The sequence below is a fragment of the Pseudomonas sp. AN3A02 genome, from assembly GCF_011765255.1.
GTDB lineage: Bacteria > Pseudomonadota > Gammaproteobacteria > Pseudomonadales > Pseudomonadaceae > Aquipseudomonas.
Window position 1 is genome coordinate 1 of the sequence record NZ_JAARNI010000002.1, and the last position, 18,410, is coordinate 18,410.

General features: G+C 60.8%; 18 protein-coding genes and 1 pseudogene. 10 read left to right on the forward strand and 9 right to left on the reverse strand.

The window, feature by feature from the left end; genetic code table 11:
- Window positions 1-355: 355 nt before the first annotated feature.
- Window positions 356-1,768: an amino acid permease gene (locus tag HBJ59_RS09815; RefSeq protein ID WP_076015874.1), complete on the reverse strand. Its 1,413-nt coding sequence runs from the start codon at window positions 1,766-1,768 to the stop codon at window positions 356-358.
- 420 nt (window positions 1,769-2,188) lie between these two features.
- Here HBJ59_RS09815 and HBJ59_RS09820 point away from each other — a divergent pair, with 420 nt between their 5' ends.
- Window positions 2,189-2,326, forward strand: coding sequence for a hypothetical protein (locus HBJ59_RS09820; RefSeq protein WP_003175756.1), 138 nt, complete (start codon window positions 2,189-2,191; stop codon window positions 2,324-2,326).
- Window positions 2,327-2,403: 77 nt separating this feature from the next.
- Complete coding sequence (locus HBJ59_RS09825) at window positions 2,404-3,363, forward strand: leucyl aminopeptidase (RefSeq protein WP_167663457.1); 960 nt, start codon at window positions 2,404-2,406, stop codon at window positions 3,361-3,363.
- A 211-nt stretch (window positions 3,364-3,574) separates the two neighbouring features.
- Here HBJ59_RS09825 and rluB read toward each other — a convergent pair whose 3' ends face one another.
- From rluB to HBJ59_RS09850, 6 genes and pseudogenes are all read right to left on the reverse strand, one after another.
- A complete protein-coding gene (rluB, locus tag HBJ59_RS09830; protein ID WP_076015876.1) occupies window positions 3,575-4,825 on the reverse strand; it encodes a 23S rRNA pseudouridine(2605) synthase RluB in 1,251 nt (416 codons plus the stop codon).
- Between the two features lie 177 nt (window positions 4,826-5,002).
- Window positions 5,003-5,125, reverse strand: a pseudogene (locus HBJ59_RS31465) (outer membrane lipoprotein carrier protein LolA); the annotation flags it as partial.
- On the reverse strand, window positions 5,113-6,072 hold the full coding sequence (gene scpB, locus HBJ59_RS09835) for an SMC-Scp complex subunit ScpB (RefSeq protein WP_167663458.1): 960 nt from the start codon (window positions 6,070-6,072) through the stop codon (window positions 5,113-5,115). The gene scpB and the pseudogene HBJ59_RS31465, both read right to left, overlap by 13 nt.
- 12 nt (window positions 6,073-6,084) lie before the next feature.
- The gene (locus HBJ59_RS09840) at window positions 6,085-6,783 is read right to left on the reverse strand and encodes a ScpA family protein (protein WP_173860391.1); all 699 of its coding nucleotides are present in this window, start codon (window positions 6,781-6,783) and stop codon (window positions 6,085-6,087) included.
- 120 nt (window positions 6,784-6,903) lie between these two features.
- Window positions 6,904-7,533, reverse strand: coding sequence for an L-threonylcarbamoyladenylate synthase (locus tag HBJ59_RS09845; protein ID WP_143503604.1), 630 nt, complete (start codon window positions 7,531-7,533; stop codon window positions 6,904-6,906).
- Window positions 7,534-7,546: 13 nt separating this feature from the next.
- Window positions 7,547-8,410, reverse strand: coding sequence for a PHP domain-containing protein (locus tag HBJ59_RS09850; RefSeq protein ID WP_076015880.1), 864 nt, complete (start codon window positions 8,408-8,410; stop codon window positions 7,547-7,549).
- A gap of 87 nt (window positions 8,411-8,497) precedes the next feature.
- Between HBJ59_RS09850 and HBJ59_RS09855 the strand changes: the two genes are divergently transcribed.
- The 7 genes from HBJ59_RS09855 (at window position 8,498) to HBJ59_RS09885 (ending at window position 14,121) form a co-directional block, all read left to right on the forward strand.
- Window positions 8,498-9,094 carry a septation protein A gene (locus HBJ59_RS09855; RefSeq protein ID WP_076015881.1) on the forward strand — a complete coding sequence of 199 codons (597 nt, stop codon included), beginning with the start codon at window positions 8,498-8,500 and terminating at the stop codon, window positions 9,092-9,094.
- Window position 9,095: 1 nt separating this feature from the next.
- Window positions 9,096-9,395 carry a YciI family protein gene (locus HBJ59_RS09860; protein ID WP_076015882.1) on the forward strand — a complete coding sequence of 100 codons (300 nt, stop codon included), beginning with the start codon at window positions 9,096-9,098 and terminating at the stop codon, window positions 9,393-9,395.
- 106 nt (window positions 9,396-9,501) lie between these two features.
- Window positions 9,502-9,909, forward strand: coding sequence for a hypothetical protein (locus HBJ59_RS09865; protein WP_003220067.1), 408 nt, complete (start codon window positions 9,502-9,504; stop codon window positions 9,907-9,909).
- 7 nt (window positions 9,910-9,916) lie between these two features.
- Window positions 9,917-10,594, forward strand: a complete 678-nt coding sequence (locus HBJ59_RS09870; RefSeq protein ID WP_076015883.1) for a response regulator transcription factor — start codon at window positions 9,917-9,919, stop codon at window positions 10,592-10,594.
- Window positions 10,595-10,851: 257 nt separating this feature from the next.
- A complete protein-coding gene (locus HBJ59_RS09875) occupies window positions 10,852-11,322 on the forward strand; it encodes an LTXXQ domain protein (protein WP_167663460.1) in 471 nt (156 codons plus the stop codon).
- A gap of 65 nt (window positions 11,323-11,387) precedes the next feature.
- Window positions 11,388-12,731 (forward strand): HAMP domain-containing sensor histidine kinase, encoded by a 1,344-nt coding sequence (locus HBJ59_RS09880; RefSeq protein ID WP_167663461.1) that lies wholly within the window; start codon window positions 11,388-11,390, stop codon window positions 12,729-12,731.
- Window positions 12,732-12,771: 40 nt separating this feature from the next.
- On the forward strand, window positions 12,772-14,121 hold the full coding sequence (locus HBJ59_RS09885) for a CoA transferase (protein ID WP_167663462.1): 1,350 nt from the start codon (window positions 12,772-12,774) through the stop codon (window positions 14,119-14,121).
- Between the two features lie 114 nt (window positions 14,122-14,235).
- On the opposite strand, the gene HBJ59_RS09890 is transcribed toward HBJ59_RS09885, so the two are convergent.
- Complete coding sequence (locus HBJ59_RS09890; protein WP_167663941.1) at window positions 14,236-15,099, reverse strand: DNA-3-methyladenine glycosylase; 864 nt, start codon at window positions 15,097-15,099, stop codon at window positions 14,236-14,238.
- A 2-nt stretch (window positions 15,100-15,101) separates the two neighbouring features.
- Complete coding sequence (arcD, locus tag HBJ59_RS09895; protein ID WP_167663463.1) at window positions 15,102-16,529, reverse strand: arginine-ornithine antiporter; 1,428 nt, start codon at window positions 16,527-16,529, stop codon at window positions 15,102-15,104.
- 450 nt (window positions 16,530-16,979) lie between these two features.
- Here arcD (HBJ59_RS09895) and arcD (HBJ59_RS09900) point away from each other — a divergent pair, with 450 nt between their 5' ends.
- On the forward strand, window positions 16,980-18,407 hold the full coding sequence (gene arcD / locus HBJ59_RS09900; RefSeq protein ID WP_167663464.1) for an arginine-ornithine antiporter: 1,428 nt from the start codon (window positions 16,980-16,982) through the stop codon (window positions 18,405-18,407).
- Window positions 18,408-18,410 lie beyond the last annotated feature (3 nt).

The window sequence follows — 18,410 nt, forward strand, 5'->3', positions numbered from 1 at the left end:
CTCTGGATCTTGCCTCTGCTTCTAACACTCAAGCCGGCCGGGAGGCCGCTGTGCTCTTGCTTTTGATCTGCTTGTGATCTTGATCTGCGGGCCCCGTCAACCACGATGGCCGCAAGTAGGCACGGTGGAGCGGGTAAATCGGCAGGGAAGCCGATTTAGCCGCGCCGGGCCATGGATGGCCCGTCGCGGCGGCCCGCGGAGCCGAGCCGGAGTGCGGGCATGCCGAGCCTAGGCGAGGCACCGAGTGGTGGGGCAAAGACCTTTTGGTTACTTTTGGGGCGTTTGCCAAAAGTGACCCGCTGTAAGAGCGGAACCATAAGTAGCCGTTACCGCAGCAACGGATATGTACTCAAGATCACCCCCGGTCCAAGGCCACCCCATCCCGAGCCTTACGCCTGTTCTTGATCCCGTAGCAAACCCACATAAACACCACCCAAACCGGAATCGCATACACCGACACCTGAATCCCCGGAATCAGCAGCATCACGCCAAGAATAAACACCACAAACGCCAGGCAAACATAATTGCCATACGGATACCAAAGCGCCTTGAACAACGGCACCTGCCCGGTACGGTCCATGTGCTGGCGGAACTTGAAGTGCGAAAAGCTGATCATCGCCCAGTTAATCACCAGGGTCGCCACCACCAGCGACATCAGCAACTCCAGCGCATGCTGCGGAATCAGATAATTCATCAACACCGCCACCAACGTAATCGCCGCCGAAGCGAGGATCGACCGCACCGGCACCCCACGCTTGTCGATCTTCGCCAATGCGCGAGGCGCGTCACCCTGCTCGGCCATCCCCAACAACATCCGGCTATTGCAGTAAGTGCCGCTGTTGTAAACCGACAACGCCGCCGTCAACACCACAAAGTTGAGAATGTGCGCCGCCGTATTACTGCCCAACATCGAAAACACCTGCACAAACGGACTGCCGCTATAAGCGTCACCCGAAGCGTTCAGGGTCTCCAGCAAACTGTCCCAAGGCGTCAACGACAACAGCACCACCAACGCACCGATGTAGAAAATCAGAATCCGGTAGATCACCTGATTGATCGCCTTCGGAATCACCGTGCGCGGCTGGTCCGCCTCAGCCGCGGTAAACCCGAGCATCTCCAGACCACCAAACGAGAACATGATGATCGCCATGGCCATCACCAAACCACCCACACCATGGGGAAAGAACCCACCGTGCTCCCACAGGTTGGTCACCGAAGCCTGCGGCCCGCCGGTGCCGCTCACCAGCAGATAACTGCCCAGGGCGATCATGCCAACAATGGCAACCACCTTGATGATCGCAAACCAGAACTCGGCCTCGCCGAAGACTTTGACGTTGGACAGATTGATCACATTGATCAGCACAAAAAACGCCGCCGCCGACACCCAGGTCGGGATCTCGGGCCACCAGTAATGCACGTACTTGCCGACGGCCGTCAGCTCCGACATGCCCACCAGGATGTACAGGATCCAGCAGTTCCAGCCCGACAGAAAACCGGCGAAACCGCCCCAGTATTTGTGGGCAAAGTGGCTGAAGGAACCGGCTACCGGCTCTTCGACGATCATCTCGCCCAGCTGGCGCATGATCATGAAGGCGATAAAACCGCAGATGGCATAACCGAGGATCATCGACGGCCCGGCGGATTTCAGCACGCCAGCCGAACCCAGGAACAACCCGGTGCCAATCGCGCCACCGAGGGCGATAAGTTGAATATGACGATTTTTCAGGCCGCGCTTCAGCTCGCCTGAATGCGAGTTGGCTTCACTCATGGAAAGGGTCTCACGCAAGGTTTGATCTGTGACGAAATCGAAGCCGGCTGGCTTGTGGCCAGCCGGAGTGCACGGGGCGGATAGCCCTGAATAGTGGGATCACAGTAAAACGCGGCGCATTGTACACCGCCAAACCTGTCTGGGCCGACAGGATGCGATGCGGCGGAGAGCAGGGACATTGGGAAAATTCTTTCAGATATCGAGAAATTGACGGTGAGACCTTTCCGACAGGAAGACGGAACCAACTGACTGTTTCGTCGACATAAACCAAATCGCCATCAAAACAGAATAAAAAATCCAAATGAAACCGTGTCAATAAAAATTTTGCATTCCCCAACACTCTCTTCTAGGTTCATCCACTTGCCCAGCGCAGCCCGCTGGCAAGCTCGTTCTCAAACACAGTCATCTAGGAGATTCACCATGCAAGCACTGGAAAACGACCTGGAAACCGAACTGCAACTCGACGATTGGTTTGAAGCGCCGACCCACGAGGCCGCCGTTGAAATGATGCAAGCCGATGCCGTTGTGCCGTTCGGCACCGCGATGTGGCCTTTCTAATCTGATCAGGCACCCCGGCAGGTGCGGGACGCCGCACCTGCCACTGCTCCTACCGAAGGCTTTGAAGGAAGGACGTCATGGACAAGGCCCGCGCCGTCGAACATTTTCTCTATTACCTCGCCCATCACCCGGCCCTCACCGGCCTGCACCGCCCCACCATTCTGCTCGGCCATACCGAACGCTACGACGCCATCGCGCAATCGATCACCCAAGGCAGCGCCGCCCGTTTCGACTTCCAGGTACAACGCCTGGACCAGGCCCCCAGCGAAGCGCTGGCCAAGGCCATCGAAGACTGCGACCTGTACATGTTTCTCTACGATTCCTCGACCTTGCCCAACCCACGTGCCGAGGGCCCGGACTTTATCCGCGCGCTGCAAGGCGTGATGGCCGAGCACTGGAAAAAATCCCTGCTGCTCAAGGACTATGGCGACTATTTCTACGACACCTTCAGCGTCGCCCCACAGCGGATTGCCGACCTTAACGCCACGTTGATCCGGCGCATGTCCCAGGCCAGCATGTTGAGTTTCACCGACCAGCATGGCTCGCGCCTTGAAGCGCCCATGAGCAGCATCAAGAAGTGGACCAATATCAACGGCGTCGGCAACCACGACCTGGCGCCCGGCGAGATCGCGACCCATAGCGAAGCCATCAATGGCCAGGTGCGGTTTGTAGGCACCTTCCTCAGCACCATTCCCTTTGCGCGCAAATACGGCGTGCTGCAATCACCGCTGGAACTGTGGATCGAGAACTCGACCATCTGCACCGTGGCCAGTGAAGTGCCGGGGCTGGCGGATGACTTCAACAAATACCTGAATGCCAACCCGTCCAACCGTCGGGTGGAGGAACTGGGCATTGGCACCAATGAAGGCGTGAAGGATTTGTATGCGCGCAATGCCGGCTTTGAAGAGCGCCATTGCGGGCTGCACCTGGGCTTGGGTGGCGGGCAGAAAGGCAGCCATCATCTGGACCTGATCTTCGCCAGTGGCGTGCTAGCCCTCGACGATAAACCCGTGTTCGATGGGGCTTTCATGTTCTGACACGTCCGCCAAAACAATGAAGATCAAATGTGGGAGCTGGCTTGCTCGCGAATGCGGTGGGTCAGTCATCAGATGTATCAACTGACACACCGCATTCGCGAGCAAGCCCGCTCCCACAATGGACCTGCTTTGCTTTATAGAGCAGGTTCCAAATCCAGACCAAAAAAAACGCCAACCCGAGGGTTGGCGTTTTTATGCAGCGCTTAACGAATCACTGCGGCTTCTTGCGACCAAAACCTGGACGCTGGCCGGAACCGGCCGGTGCACCACGACGCTTGCCCGATGGCGCGTCATCGACCAGTTTCAAGCCCGGGCGCTTTTTCGGCGATGGCTTGGCTGGGCGTTTGGTGCTGGCGCTGTCGTCGGGACGGCCCGCAGCCGGAGCACCACGGCCAGACTCGCCACGGTTACCGCGACCGCCCGTTGGGGCATCACCACCACGACCCGCTGGACGCGGTGCGCGCGGAGCACGTTCGCCATCCTGACGAGCCGGGGCCGAAGGACGACGCTCGCCTTCGATGTGCGGCTCGCGGGAGATACGACCGCCAGTGGCCGGTGCATCCAGCGCAGGGCGCAGGGTGCGGGCAACACGGTCGGTACGTGCCACAGGACGCGACGATTTACGCTGCATACGCTCGAGCTTGTCTTTGCTCTTGGCGTTCATCTGCGGCATGGCCACCGGCGTCAGGCCAACTTCGGCACTCAGGATGTCGACTTCGAACTGGCTCATTTCGCGCCAGCGGCCCATCGGCAGGTCGGAGTTGAGGAACACCGGGCCGAAACGCACGCGCTTCAGGCGGCTGACCACCAGGCCCTGGGATTCCCACAAGCGACGTACTTCACGGTTACGGCCTTCCATCACTACGCAGTGGTACCAATGGTTGAAGCCTTCGCCGCCTGGAGCCTGCTTGATGTCGGTGAACTTGGCCGGGCCGTCTTCCAGCACGACGCCGGCTTTCAGGCGCTCGATCATTTCGTCATCGACTTCGCCACGCACACGGACGGCGTATTCACGGTCCATCTCGTAGGAAGGGTGCATCAGGCGGTTGGCCAGTTCACCGTCGGTGGTGAACATCAGCAAACCGGTGGTGTTGATGTCGAGACGACCGATGTTGATCCAGCGGCCTTCTTTAGGGCGCGGCATCTTGTCGAATACGGTTGGACGGCCTTCCGGGTCGTCACGGGTGCAGATTTCGCCATCAGGCTTGTTGTACATGATGACGCGGCGCACCGATTCGGCGGCCTCTTCACGCTTGATGACCTTGCCATCAATGGTGATGGCGTCATGCAGGTCGACGCGCTGGCCAAGGGTGGCTTCAACGCCGTTGACCTTGATGCGCTTCTGGGTGATCCAGGCTTCTACGTCGCGGCGCGAACCTACGCCGATACGGGCGAGGACTTTCTGCAGTTTTTCACCTGCGGGGCCGATTTCCTGGCTGTCTTTCTGGTCTTGGTCACTCATCTTAAGCACCTCCCGGTGTGTCGATTCAGGCTTGGCCTGAAGATAGTAAAAGCTGGGCTTTTGGCGAACGCATCGCCAAAGGGTCGCGAATCATACGCGTAAGCCGCGCATTGCGCATCAAAGACTAGTCGATAAGTAGTGGCTCACGTGGCATTGCGCCGACCAGTGGTGCCCATATGTAGGAGCGAGCTTGCTCGCGAAAAACCTGAGGGCGCCGTTGGGCATCTGATTCCCCGCGTTATCGTTCACGACCTTCGCGAGCAAGCTCGCTCCTACAGGGCAGCGTGTCAGTCTTCGAATTGGCGGCGCTCGTTTTCGATGGCTTCGGCCAGGGCGCGGGCTTCGTCTTCTTCGTCGCTTAGCGGCGGTTGTTCAAGCGCCGCTACGGCGGCCAGGAGTTTGGCACGGGCTTCGGCGACGCCGAGGATGTCCTCCTCGGGTTCAGGCTCGGGCTCATCTTCAACTTCGACTGGCGGCTCAACCTCAACGTTCAGTTGCAGCGCAGGCTCCGGCTCACCCTCACCCACCGCGCCATCACGCAGCAAATCGTCGAAGTCGGTCTTGATGCCTTGCTCCATGTCGTCCAGTTCCAGCAACAGCGTATGGAAGCTGGTTTCGTCCTTCGGCTCTTCCGGCTCGGCGCTGGCGTCCGCCAGTTCCTGCAAACTTGCCGGCACCGGGGCGTCGTCGAAGTCCAGCACCGGGTCCGGTTCCATCTCCCGCAGTTCGGCCAACGGCGGCAAATCGTCGAGGTTTTTCAGGTTGAAGTGGTCGAGGAACACCTTGGTGGTAGCAAACATCGCCGGCTTGCCGGGCACATCCCGATAGCCAACGATCCGAATCCACTCACGCTCCAGCAACGTCTTGACGATATGGCTGTTGACCGCCACGCCCCGTACGTCTTCGATCTCGCCCCGGGTGATCGGCTGGCGATAGGCGATCAGCGCCATGGTTTCCAGCATCGCCCGGGAATAACGTTGCGGGCGCTCTTCCCAGAGGCGGCCAACCCACGGCGAAAACTTCTCGCGGATTTGCAGGCGATACCCGGAAGCCACTTCCCGCAGCTCAAAAGCACGGCCGTCGCAGGACTTGCGCAGAATCTCCAACGCCTTCTTGAACACCGGCGGCTCAGGGCGCTCGGCTTCTTCAAACAGTTCGAACAGGCGTTCCAGGGATTGCGGCTTGCCCGAGGCCAGGAGAAAGGCCTCCAGCAGCGGGGCCAGTTCGCGGGGTTCAGTCAGATTCATCGATTCAGCTCTTTATTCGGCTCGCGCCCGCACGTGGATAGCCGCAAAAGGCTCATTCTGGACCAGCTCGACCAAGGATTCCTTGACCAGTTCGAGGACCGCCATAAAGGTCACCACCACCCCCAGGCGCCCTTCTTCCTTGGTAAACAGTTCGACGAAAGGCACAAACCCGCCGCCCTTGAGGCGGTCCAGCACATCGCTCATGCGCTCGCGGGTGGACAGCGCCTCACGGCTGACCTGGTGGCTTTCAAACATATCGCCACGGCGCAGTACTTCGGCCATGGACATCAGCAATTCTTCCAGGCTTACGTCTGGCAGCAGTTTGCGCGCCCGGGCTTCCGGGGCGTCGAGCTTGGGCACCACCACATCGCGACCAACCCGGCTCAGGCCGTCGATGCCTTCGGCAGCGGCCTTGAAGCGTTCGTACTCCTGCAGGCGGCGGATCAGTTCGGCGCGCGGGTCATCCTCTTCCGCCTCGATGCTTTCCGAGCGCGGCAGCAGCATGCGCGACTTGATCTCCGCGAGCATCGCGGCCATCACCAGGTACTCGGCAGCCAGTTCCAGGCGCACGGTCTGCATCAACTCGACATAGCCCATGTATTGGCGGGTGATTTCCGCCACCGGGATGTCGAGGATGTTGATGTTCTGTTTGCGGATCAGGTACAGCAGCAAGTCCAGCGGGCCTTCGAAGGCTTCGAGGAAGACTTCCAGGGCGTCCGGCGGAATGTACAGGTCCAGCGGCATTTCCATGACGGCTTGACCGTAGACCATGGCAAATGGCAGTTCCTGCTGGGCGCCCGCCTGGCTGTCGACGGATTCCACGGCCGACATTCAGGCCTCGACCATGAACGGTGCCGGGTCGCCACAACCCACGCGCACCACTTCCGGCTCGCCGTCGGCCAGGTTGATCACGGTGGAGGCCTTGTTGCCGCCGTAGCCGCCGTCGATGATCAGGTCGACGTGTTTTTCCAGGAGGCGGCGCATTTCGTAAGGGTCGTACAACGGCTCGGTTTCACCCGGCAGGATCAGCGACACGCTCATCAGCGGCTCACCGAGTTCGGCCAGCAGCGCCAGGGCGATCGGGTGTTCCGGCACCCGCAGGCCGATGGTGCGCTTCTTCGGGTGCAGCAGCAGGCGCGGCACTTCGCGGGTGGCGTTGAGGATGAAGGTGTAGGGGCCAGGCGTGTGGGCCTTGAGCAGGCGGAAGGTGCCGGTGTCTACCTTGGCGAACAGTCCTAGTTGGGACAGGTCGCTGCAAATCAGTGCGAAGTTGTGGTTCTTGTCCAGGTCACGCAAGCGTCTTACGCGCTCGACCGCATTCTTGTCGCCGATCTGGCAACCGATTGCGTAGGAGGAATCCGTGGGGTAGATCACCACGCCACCGGCACGGATAATCTCCACGGCCTGTTTGATCAGGCGCGCCTGCGGGTTTTCCGGATGAATCTGGAAGAATTGACTCACGTGTTCTACCTGTTCAGACGGTGGCAATAATGGGGTCATGTTTGAAGCGACACCAAAGGGGCGGCAAATCTTCCGGGACGGCGCGGTACTCGCCAATCTCGGACCAGCCGCCAGGGCCATGAAAATCACTGCCGGCGCTGACCAGCAGACCAAATTCGCGGGCAAGAATCGCCAAACTACCCACCTGTTCGGCGGGTTGATGCCCGTTGACCACTTCAATTGCGTGGCCGCCCGCTCCAATATAGTCGCCAATCAACTTGCGGCGCTTGCTGCGGGTGAAATCGTAATGCCACGGGTGCGCCAGGCTGACCCAGGCACCTGCTGCCCGCAATGTGCCGACGGTGTCTTCCAGGGTTGGCCAGTGTTGCTTGACGTCCCCCAGCTTGCCGGCACCCAGCCATTTGCGGAACGCTTCGGCGCGATCCTTTACAAAACCTTCACGCACCATCCAGTCGGCAAAGTGCGGACGGGCCGGGGCGTTGCCGCTGTCGCCCAGCTCCTGCTGGATCGCGCGGGCGCCTTCCAGACCGTTGGGCATGCCCTTGAGGGCCAGCTTGCGGCTTATTTCTTCGGACCGCAGCCAGCGGCCATCGTGCAATTTGGCGATGGCCTCCACCAGCGGCGGCGCGTTGACGTCGAAACCGTAGCCCAATACGTGGATGGTTGCGCCGCCCCAGGTGCAGGACAATTCAACCCCGTTGACCAGTTGCATGCCCAACGCATCCGCCGCTTCACGGGCCTCTGCCAGGCCTTCGAGGGTGTCGTGGTCGGTCAACGACAGGACTCGCACGCCTTTTTCAAACGCACGCGCAACCAGGACCGCGGGCGCCAGGGCGCCGTCGGAGGCTGTGCTATGGCAGTGCAAATCAACATTCACGGGAGTGTGTAACCTCAAGTCAGCTGGCGCTTTCGCTACCAAGGATGTTTGTTATTATGCCGCCACATCCAGCTTCTGGCTCTTACTGTGAAACAATTCATCGACTTCATCCCGCTGTTGCTGTTTTTCATCGTTTACAAAATCGACCCTCGCGTTATCGATATTGCCGGCCACGAGCTGACAGTCGGTGGCATCTACAGTGCCACGGCGGTGCTGATCATCAGCTCCGTGGTGGTCTACGGCGCGCTCTTCATCTCCCAGCGCAAGCTGGAAAAAAGCCAATGGCTGACCCTGATCGCCTGCCTCGTCTTCGGCAGCCTGACACTGGCCTTCCACAGCGAAACCTTCCTTAAATGGAAAGCCCCGGTGGTCAACTGGCTGTTCGCCCTGGCCTTTATCGGCAGCCACTTTATCGGTGACCGCTTGCTGATCAAGCGGATCATGGGCCACGCGCTGAGCTTGCCGGACCCGATCTGGGTGCGCCTGAACATCGCCTGGATCGTGTTTTTCCTGTTCTGCGGCGCCGCCAACCTGTTCGTCGCCTTCACCTTCCAGAGCTACTGGGTGGACTTCAAGGTGTTCGGCAGCCTGGGCATGACCGTGCTGTTCCTGGTCGGCCAGGGTATCTACCTGTCGCGCCACCTGCATGACACCGACCCTACCACGCCGAAAACCGAGGACTGACATGCTCTACGCCATCATTGCCACCGACGTCGCCAACTCCCTGGAAAAACGCCTGGGCGTGCGCCCGGCCCACGTTGAGCGCCTGAAGCAACTGCAAGCCGAAGGCCGTATCGTGCTCGCCGGCCCGCACCCGGCAGTCGACAGCAATGACCCGGGAGACGCCGGTTTCACCGGTAGCCTGATCGTCGCCGAGTTCGCCTCCCTGGCGGCGGCGCAGGCCTGGGCCGACGCTGATCCATATGTCGCGGCCGGCGTGTATGCCCATGTTCTGGTCAAGCCGTTCAAGCAAGTCCTGCCTTGATTCGTTGCGCGCTGAACCAAATGGCTTCAGCGCACTCCTAAACGCTCATTATTCCCGGTAACCTGCCGACAACGTTCTGAATATTCGTGTGGAATCAGGAGTTCCGATGCGCTTACGTCAGTTGTGTCTGTTGGCAGTGTTAATGATCGGGGCTACGGCCCACGCTGAAGAAACCTCGAACACCGGCAGTTCCACGCCCCTGTCCTTGAGTGCCGGCAGCCAGATCACCGATTTGCAGCAACGTTTGAAAGAAAGCGAACGGCAGCGGGATGAACTGAGCAAGCAATTGCAAAGTGCTGACGCCACCCGGGAAAGTACCCAACTGAGTAAACTGCGCCAGGAGAACCAACGCCTGGTCCAGCAACTCAAAGAAGCACAGGGCAGTGCCTTGCCACGCTGGCTTACCGAGCAACAGCAATGGTTCGTGACCGGTGGAGCAGTCGCGCTGATCGCCCTGCTGTGCGGGATCTTCGCCAGTGGCGGGCACCGGCGCCGTCGACAATGGCTAAATTGAGTGAGTCATGAGCGAGCTGTTACTGATAGATGATGACCAGGAGCTCTGTGAGCTGCTGACCAGTTGGTTGAGCCAGGAAGGTTTCCAGGTGCGCGCCTGCCATGACGGCTTGAGCGCCCGCAAGGCTTTGGCCGAAGCCGCCCCGGCGGCCGTAGTGCTCGACGTGATGCTGCCCGACGGCAGCGGCCTGGAGCTGCTCAAGCAATTGCGCAACGACCACCCGGAGCTGCCAGTGCTGATGCTCTCGGCTCGCGGCGAACCGCTGGACCGGATCCTCGGCCTGGAGCTGGGCGCCGACGACTACCTGGCCAAGCCCTGCGACCCTCGCGAACTGACCGCCCGCCTGCGTGCCGTGCTGCGCCGCAGTCACCCGGCCGCTGTGTCTACACAGCTGGAGCTGGGTGACCTGTGCTTCAGCCCGGTGCGTGGCGTGGTCACTATCGATGAACAGGAATTTGCCCTGACCGTTTCCGAAAGCCGTCTGCTGGAAGCTTTGTTGCGCCAGCCGGGCGAGCCGCTGGACAAGCAGGACCTGGCGCAAATCGCCCTGGGCCGCAAGCTGACCCTGTATGACCGCAGCCTGGACATGCACGTCAGCAACCTGCGCAAGAAGATCGGCCCGCACCCGGATGGCCGGCCACGGATCGTGGCGCTGCGTAGCCGCGGCTACTACTACAGCCTCTAAGCACAACACCTGTCCCCTGTGGGAGCTGTCGAGCCTTGGCGAGGCTGCGATGGCATCACCCCGGTGCAACGGATAGACCGCGGTGCCTGCATCGCAGCCTCGCCAAGGCTTCACAGCTGCTACGGTCGCCAATAGTTTTGTCAGCCCTGCCCAAAATCCTCTTTACCCAAGCTTTACCGTCCCCTGACTGCCGCTGACCTTGTTCTCCGTAATCTACTCACATCCGGACTCACCGGAATAGAGACAGGAGAATCACCATGCGCAAGACCCTTATCGCTTTGATGTTCGCTGCTGCCCTTCCCACCGTTGCCATGGCGGCCATGCCAGAAGGCCCAGGCCCAGGCCCGATGGGCGGCCCTGAAGGCCACATGATGGGCGGCCCAGGCCACGGCGGTGAACACGGCATGCGGGGCAAAGGTGGCCCTTTCAGCCAGCTGGACCTGAGCCCTGAACAGCGCCAGCAGATCGGCAAATTGATGGGCCAGCAGTGGCACGCTCGCAAAGAGCTGGTCAAGAAGTACCTGGATAAACTCCCGGCCGCTGACCAGAAAGCCATGCAAGACGAAATGGCTGCCGGCAAACAGAAAACCCAGGCCGACATCCGTGCCGTGCTGAAACCCGATCAACAGAAGAAATTCGACGAGATCGCCAAGAAACAAGCCGAGCGCCGCGCCGAGTGGAAGGAATTCCAGGCCTGGAAAGCCCAGCAGCCGCAAAAAGCGCAATAATGATCTAGCTTCACTCCCAGCCCAGTGGCCAACGCCGCTGGGCTTTTCCTGTTTGAGGGTTTCTTGTGCGTTCATTGTTCTGGCGCGTCCTAGCCAGCTTCTGGCTGGCCATCGCCCTGGTTGCCGGGTTGTCGATCCTGCTTGGGCATATGCTCAACCAGGACGCCTGGATTCTCAGCCGCCACCCCGGGCTCAATAACCTCGCGCAGGAATGGACGCAGCTCTATGAGGCCCAAGGCGAGGACGCCGCCCAGGAGTTGCTGCAGCAGCGCAAGCGTCAGTACCACATCGACGTGCAAGTGCTTAATGAAAGTGGCGAGCCCGTGGTACGCGGCACTTTCCCGCGCCGCGCCGCCGCCCTCGAAGCCCGGCAAAACGACAGCCAGGACCGCCACCTGCCCTGGCGACGCCTGACCGCCGAGTACACCAGCGAAAAAACCGGCGATACCTACCTGCTGATCTACCGCATTCCCCACCCGGAGCTGGACGCCTGGCACCGCAGCAGTCTGCTGTGGCCGTTGAGTGCGCTGGCAATCGCGCTGGTGGTGCTGACCCTGTTCAGCCTGCTGGTGACGCTGTCCATCACCCGCCCCCTCAGCCGCCTGCGCAGCGCAGTGCATGACCTGGGCCAGACTACCTACCAGCAAAACAGCCTGGCGCGGCTGGCCAACCGCCGCGATGAATTCGGCGTGCTCGCTACCGACTTCAACCGCATGGGCGCCCGCCTGCAAAGCCTGATCGGCAGCCAGCGCCAATTGCTGCGGGACGTGTCCCACGAACTGCGCTCGCCCCTGGCCCGCCTGCGGATTGCCCTGGCCCTGGCAGAACGCGCCACACCCGAGGCACGGGAGAAACTCTGGCCGCGCCTGACCCGCGAATGCGACCGCCTGGAAGCACTGATCAGCGAGATCCTGGTACTCGCCCGGGTGGATGCCGACAACGCCAGCGCCGAAGACATCGACCTCAACCCACTGCTCAAAACCCTGCAAAAAGATGCCTTGCTCGGCGCGCCGGACCAACCCGTACAGCTCAATGCCGAGGCCGGGCTGCACCTCAAGGGCTGGCCGACCATGATCGAACGCGCGGTGGACAACCTGCTGCGCAACGCCCAACGCTTCAACCCGCCGGGCCAACCGATTGAACTGGACGCCAGACACCAGGGCGAACGCATTGTGATCAGCGTGCGCGACCACGGCCCGGGTGTGGACGCCGAACACCTGAGCCAACTGGGCGAGCCGTTTTACCGCGCCCCGGGGCAAACCGCCCAAGGTCACGGCCTGGGCCTGGCCATCGCGCGGCGCGCCGCAGAACGGCATGGCGGCAGCCTGATCCTGGCGAATCATCCCGACGGCGGTTTTATCGCCAGCGTGGATTTGCCGCTGGAGCCAGGGGTTGTCATTCAACCCTGATGATCTTCTATGATGGTCCTTCTCATTAGGAGGGCCTTTGATGACTGATCTGCTCACCCCCATCCAGGAAGCACTCGATTTACCCGTCACCCCGCTGGCCTTTACCGAGGCCGGCGCGCTGCCCTCGACCTTTGCCGTCACCGAGCTGGCCAGCGCCAGCATCGGTGCGGCGGGCCAGGCAGTTGCCCTGTTGCTGCTGCAGCAAACCGGGCGCCTGCCCTCGGTGACCGTAGACCGGCGCCTCGCCTCATTCTGGTTCTCCTCGTCCCTGCGTCCCGATGGCTGGACCACACCGCCGCTGTGGGACCCGATTGCCGGCGACTACGCCTGCGCCGACGGCTGGATTCGCCTGCACACCAATGCACCGCATCACCGCGCCGCCGCCGAGCGCGTACTCGGTCAGGTCGCTGACCGTAACGCGATGGCCGCGAAGGTTGCGCCTTGGAACGCTGCCGAGCTGGAACAGGCGATCGTCGAAGCCAACGGCTGTGCGGCGCAGATGCGCTCGTGGCAAGACTGGCAGGTGCATCCACAAGGTTTGGCGGTCAATCAGGAACCGCTGGTCCATCGCCAGACCTTTGCAGCCCTCAGCGACAAAACCTGGCTGGGCTCGGTGGCAAGGCCGCTGGCGGGCATCAAGGTGCTGGACCTGACGCGTGTATTGGCCGGCCCCACTGCCAGTCGTTTCCTGGCAGGCCTTGGCGCCGATGTACTGCGCATCGATTCCCCTGACTGGAACGAACCCGGCGTGGTACCGGAAATGACCCTGGGCAAACGCTGCGCCCGCCTGGACCTGAAAAATGCCGACGACCGGCAAATCTTCGAAAACCTGCTCAAGGACGCCGATATTCTGCTGCACGGCTACCGCGCCGATGCATTGGAGCAGTTGGGCTACGGTGAGGCCGCGTTACAAGCCCTCGCCCCCGGCCTGATCGACGCCAGCCTGAACGCTTACGGCTGGAGCGGCCCGTGGCGCAATCGGCGAGGGTTCGACAGCCTGGTGCAAATGAGTACCGGGATTGCCGAGGCCGGCCAGCAGTGGAAAAACTCGGACAAGCCGGTGCCGCTGCCATTGCAGGCACTGGATCACGCCACCGGGTATTTGATGGCGGCCAGTGCAATCCAGGCATTGAGTGAACGATTGAAATCCGGGCGCGGCGGTTCGGCGCTGCTGTCCCTCGCGCGCACGGCAAAACTGTTGGTGGACGCAGGGCAAGTCCCGGAACAACTACCGCTGCGGGCCGAAGAACCGGGCGATCAAGGCTTGGTGGTGGAGCAAACAGCCTGGGGCCCGGCCCACCGGTTGCTGCCCCCGGTGACCATCAGCGGGACACCGTTGCAATGGGATTTGCCCGCTGGGGAATTGGGCTCACACCGCCCTCAGTGGTGAGCGAAGATCCTGTGGCGAGGGAGCTTGCTCCCGCTGGACTGCGCAGCAGGCCCTGCTATTGGGGCCGCTTCGCGCCCCCGCGGGAGCAAGCTCCCTCGCCACAGGTATGCAGAATCAATCCACCCGGCTCAGTGATGTCCACAAATGCTGCGCCGCATAAGCTCTAAGCGGTCGCCAGGCCTCGGCCCGCGCCAGCAACTGGCGTGGGCTTACCGGCCCGCCTTCCAGCGCCACCAGCGCATTGATCAAACCGATATCCCCCGAGGCAAACGCATCCTGCTCGCGCGTCTGGCGCATGGCGATGTACTGCGCCGTCCAGTCTCCAATCCCGGGCAATGCGACCAACCGCGCCACGCCTTCCTTCAGGCTCGCCTTCGGCTGGAAAATCTGCGGGTCATCCAGTAAGGCCTGGGCCACACCCGACAAGGTGCGCCCGCGACTTTTCGGCATGCCGAGGGTCGCCAAATCTGCTGCTGCCAGCACCTCGCCTGAAGGAAATACATGGCTCACCCCGGCATGGGGCGTCACCAGCGGCGTGCCGTACTGCGCCACCAGCTTGCCCGCCAGCTTGATCGCCGCCACCACGGTAATCTGCTGGCCCAACACCGCGCGGATCGCCAACTCCAATCCATCCCAGGTTCCAGGCACCCGCAAGCCAGGACGCGCCGCAATCAATCTCGCCATCAAGGGATCATTCGCCAGTTGCCGGTTGATCAGCGTCGGGTCAGCCGACAGGTCAAACATGTCACGTAACCGTCGCTCAATTTCCGGCAACGCTGCCGGGTCGGGGAAGTCCACCGTTACTTCAAGCCAATCACCGGCCCCGGGCGACACACTGAGCCAACCCTGCTGACCGTCGACACTGATACTGCGCGAGTACACGCCGCCGTCCACCGTCTCCAGCCCGCTGATCGCCCGCGCCGACAAGAAGCCCAACATCGCCGCCCAGTCATACGGCGCCTGATACGCCAGTTGCATCCTCACAACGACAACACCCCGCTGTACAACCCATACGCCGCCAGGCTCGCCCCGGCGAACACGCAGGCGAAGATGCCTTTTTCCAGGTGGGTAAACAAGGGCCGGCCCTGCTCGCGCTTGGCCAGGGCAAACAGGATCACCCCCGGCGCATACAGCAGCGCCGACAGCAGCAGGTATTTCAAACCTCCGGCGTAAAGCAGCCACACCGCGTAAGCCAGGGCGATCAGGCTCACCAGCAAGTCCTTCATGCGTTCGCCATGAGCGCCTTCGTAGGTTTCACCGCGCCCGCTCAACAGCACCGCATAAGCCGCCGACCACAGGTAGGGCACCAAAATCATCGACGACGCCAGGTAGATCAGGGTGGTGTAGGTGCTTTCCGAAAACAGCGTGATCACCAGGAACAGCTGGATCATCACATTGGTTAGCCACAACGCGTTGACCGGCACCTGGTTGACGTTTTCCTTTTTCAGGAATGCGGGCATGGTTTTGTCATGGGCGGTGGCGTAGAGAATTTCGGCGCAGAGCAACGCCCACGACAGCAGCGCACCCAGCAACGAAACCGCCAGCCCGATGCTGATCAACAGCGCACCCCACGGGCCGACGATATGTTCCAGCACCCCGGCCAGGGACGGGTTTTGCAGGTTGGCCAGTTCCGGCTGGCTCATGATCCCAAGCGACAGCAGGTTGACCAACACCAGCAGCGCCAACACGCCAAGAAAGCCAATCACCGTGGCCCGCCCCACGTCCGAGCGCTTCTCGGCCCGCGCCGAGTAGACACTGGCGCCCTCGATGCCGATAAACACAAACACCGTGACCAGCATCATGTTACGCACCTGGTCCACCACGCCGCCGAACTTCGGGTTGCTCAGGCCCCAGATATCCCGGGTAAAGATGTCGGCCTTGAATGCCACGGCGGCGATCACGATAAACATCACCAACGGCACGATCTTGGCCACGGTGGTGATCTGGTTGATGAACGCCGCCTCCTTGATCCCGCGCATCACCAGAAAATGCACAGCCCACAGCAATACTGACGCACAGCCGATGGCCACCGGGGTATTGCCCTGGCCGAACACCGGGAAGAAGTAGCCAAGGGTGCTGAACAGCAACACGAAGTAACCGACGTTGCCCATCCAGGCGCTGATCCAGTAGCCCCAGGCCGAAGAAAAGCCCATGTAGTCGCCGAACCCGGCCTTGGCGTAGGCATACACCCCGGAATCCAGTTCTGGCTTGCGATTGGCCAAGGTCTGGAACACGAAGGCCAGGGTCAGCATACCCACCGCGGTAATTCCCCAGCCAATCAACACCGCGCCCACTTCAGCCCGCGCCGCCATGTTCTGCGGCAACGAGAAGATCCCGCCGCCGATCATCGAGCCCACGACCAAGGCGATCAAGGCGTTGAGGCGAAGCTTTTCTGACGCTTGGGACATGGGTATTCCTGAATAAAGAAATATCTGTTGAGGCAACAAGCGTGCACTCAACTAATTTATCTAACGCCAGCAGCGTTTATTAGATATAGCTAATAAACCCTAACGCCTCATAACTTAAAGGCATGACAGTAAACAACCTTCGGGCAAATTTATAATTTAAATAATGATTGAACTTTCCAGACAGTGAAGCGATGCGCAATCCCTTTCCAAAAAGTTTGCATATCTGAAAAATCGAACTAGCTTCAAACGTCCATGCTAATGAGAAAACCTGCTGATTGAAACGTAGAAACGCTCTACAACGAGCCTCTGCGTGGCGCTAGAGCGCCCGAACCTTTCATCATAAGTCATTAATTCACAATGGAATGTGCCAATGAAGTGATCTGAGTCAGCTGTTTGATTAGCCCACGGATTTATTCTGTGGTCTCTCTTCTCCTGCATTGGAGTCATGCGATGTCTGAATCTCCCGGAAAACTTCGATTAGGCGCACTGGTTGCACTTGTCGTGGGTTCAATGATTGGTGGCGGGATCTTCTCACTGCCGCAAAACATGGCGGCCAGCGCCGATGTCGGCGCGGTACTGATTGGTTGGGTGATCACCGCCGTGGGCATGTTGACCCTGGCGTTCGTGTTCCAGACCCTGGCCAACCGCAAGCCTAACCTCGACGGCGGGGTCTACGCCTACGCCAAGGCCGGGTTTGGCGACTACATGGGTTTCTCGTCTGCCTGGGGCTACTGGATCAGTGCCTGGCTGGGCAACGTCGGTTACTTCGTGCTGCTGTTCAGCACCCTCGGTTACTTCTTTCCGATCTTCGGCGAAGGCAACACCCCGGCGGCGGTGATCGGCGCGTCGGTGCTGCTGTGGGCCGTGCATTTCCTGGTACTGCGCGGGATCAAGGAAGCCGCGTTCATCAACCTGGTGACCACCGTCGCCAAGGTGGTGCCGCTGGTGCTGTTCGTATTGATCGCGGTGTTCGCGTTCAAGCTGGACATCTTCACCGCTGACATCTGGGGCGTGAAAAACCCGGACCTGGGCAGCGTGATGAACCAGGTGCGCAACATGATGCTGGTCACCGTCTGGGTGTTCATCGGCATCGAAGGCGCGAGCATCTTCTCGTCCCGTGCCGAAAAACGCTCCGACGTCGGCAAGGCCACCGTGATTGGTTTTATCACCGTGCTGCTGTTCCTGATGCTGGTGAACGTGCTGTCCCTGGGCATCATGACCCAACCGGACCTGGCCAAGCTGCAGAACCCGTCAATGGCCGCGGTGCTGGAGCATGTGGTGGGTCACTGGGGCGCGGTGCTGATCAGCGTCGGCTTGATCATTTCCTTGCTCGGGGCGCTGCTGTCGTGGGTGCTGCTGTGTGCGGAGATCATGTTCGCCGCGGCCAAGGACCACACCATGCCGGAATTCCTGCGTAAGGAAAACGCCAACCATGTGCCGGTCAACGCCCTGTGGCTGACCAACGCCATGGTGCAGATCTTCCTGGTGATCACGCTGTTTTCCGCCAGTACTTACCTGTCGCTGATCTATCTCGCCACCTCGATGATTCTGGTGCCTTACCTGTGGTCAGCGGCCTATGCGCTGCTGCTGGCGGTGCGCGGCGAGACCTACGAAAACGCGCTGGCCGAACGCAAGAAAGACCTGTTCATCGGCGCGGTCGCACTGATCTACGCGGTGTGGCTGCTCTACGCCGGCGGCACCAAATACCTGCTGCTCTCCGCCCTGCTCTATGCACCTGGCGCGATCCTGTTCGCCAAGGCCAAGCACGAACTGGGCAAACCGATTTTCACCAATGTCGAGAAGCTGATTTTCGCCGCAGTAGTCATTGGCGCCCTGGTGGCGGCCTATGGGCTCTACGACGGTTTCCTGACCCTGTAATTA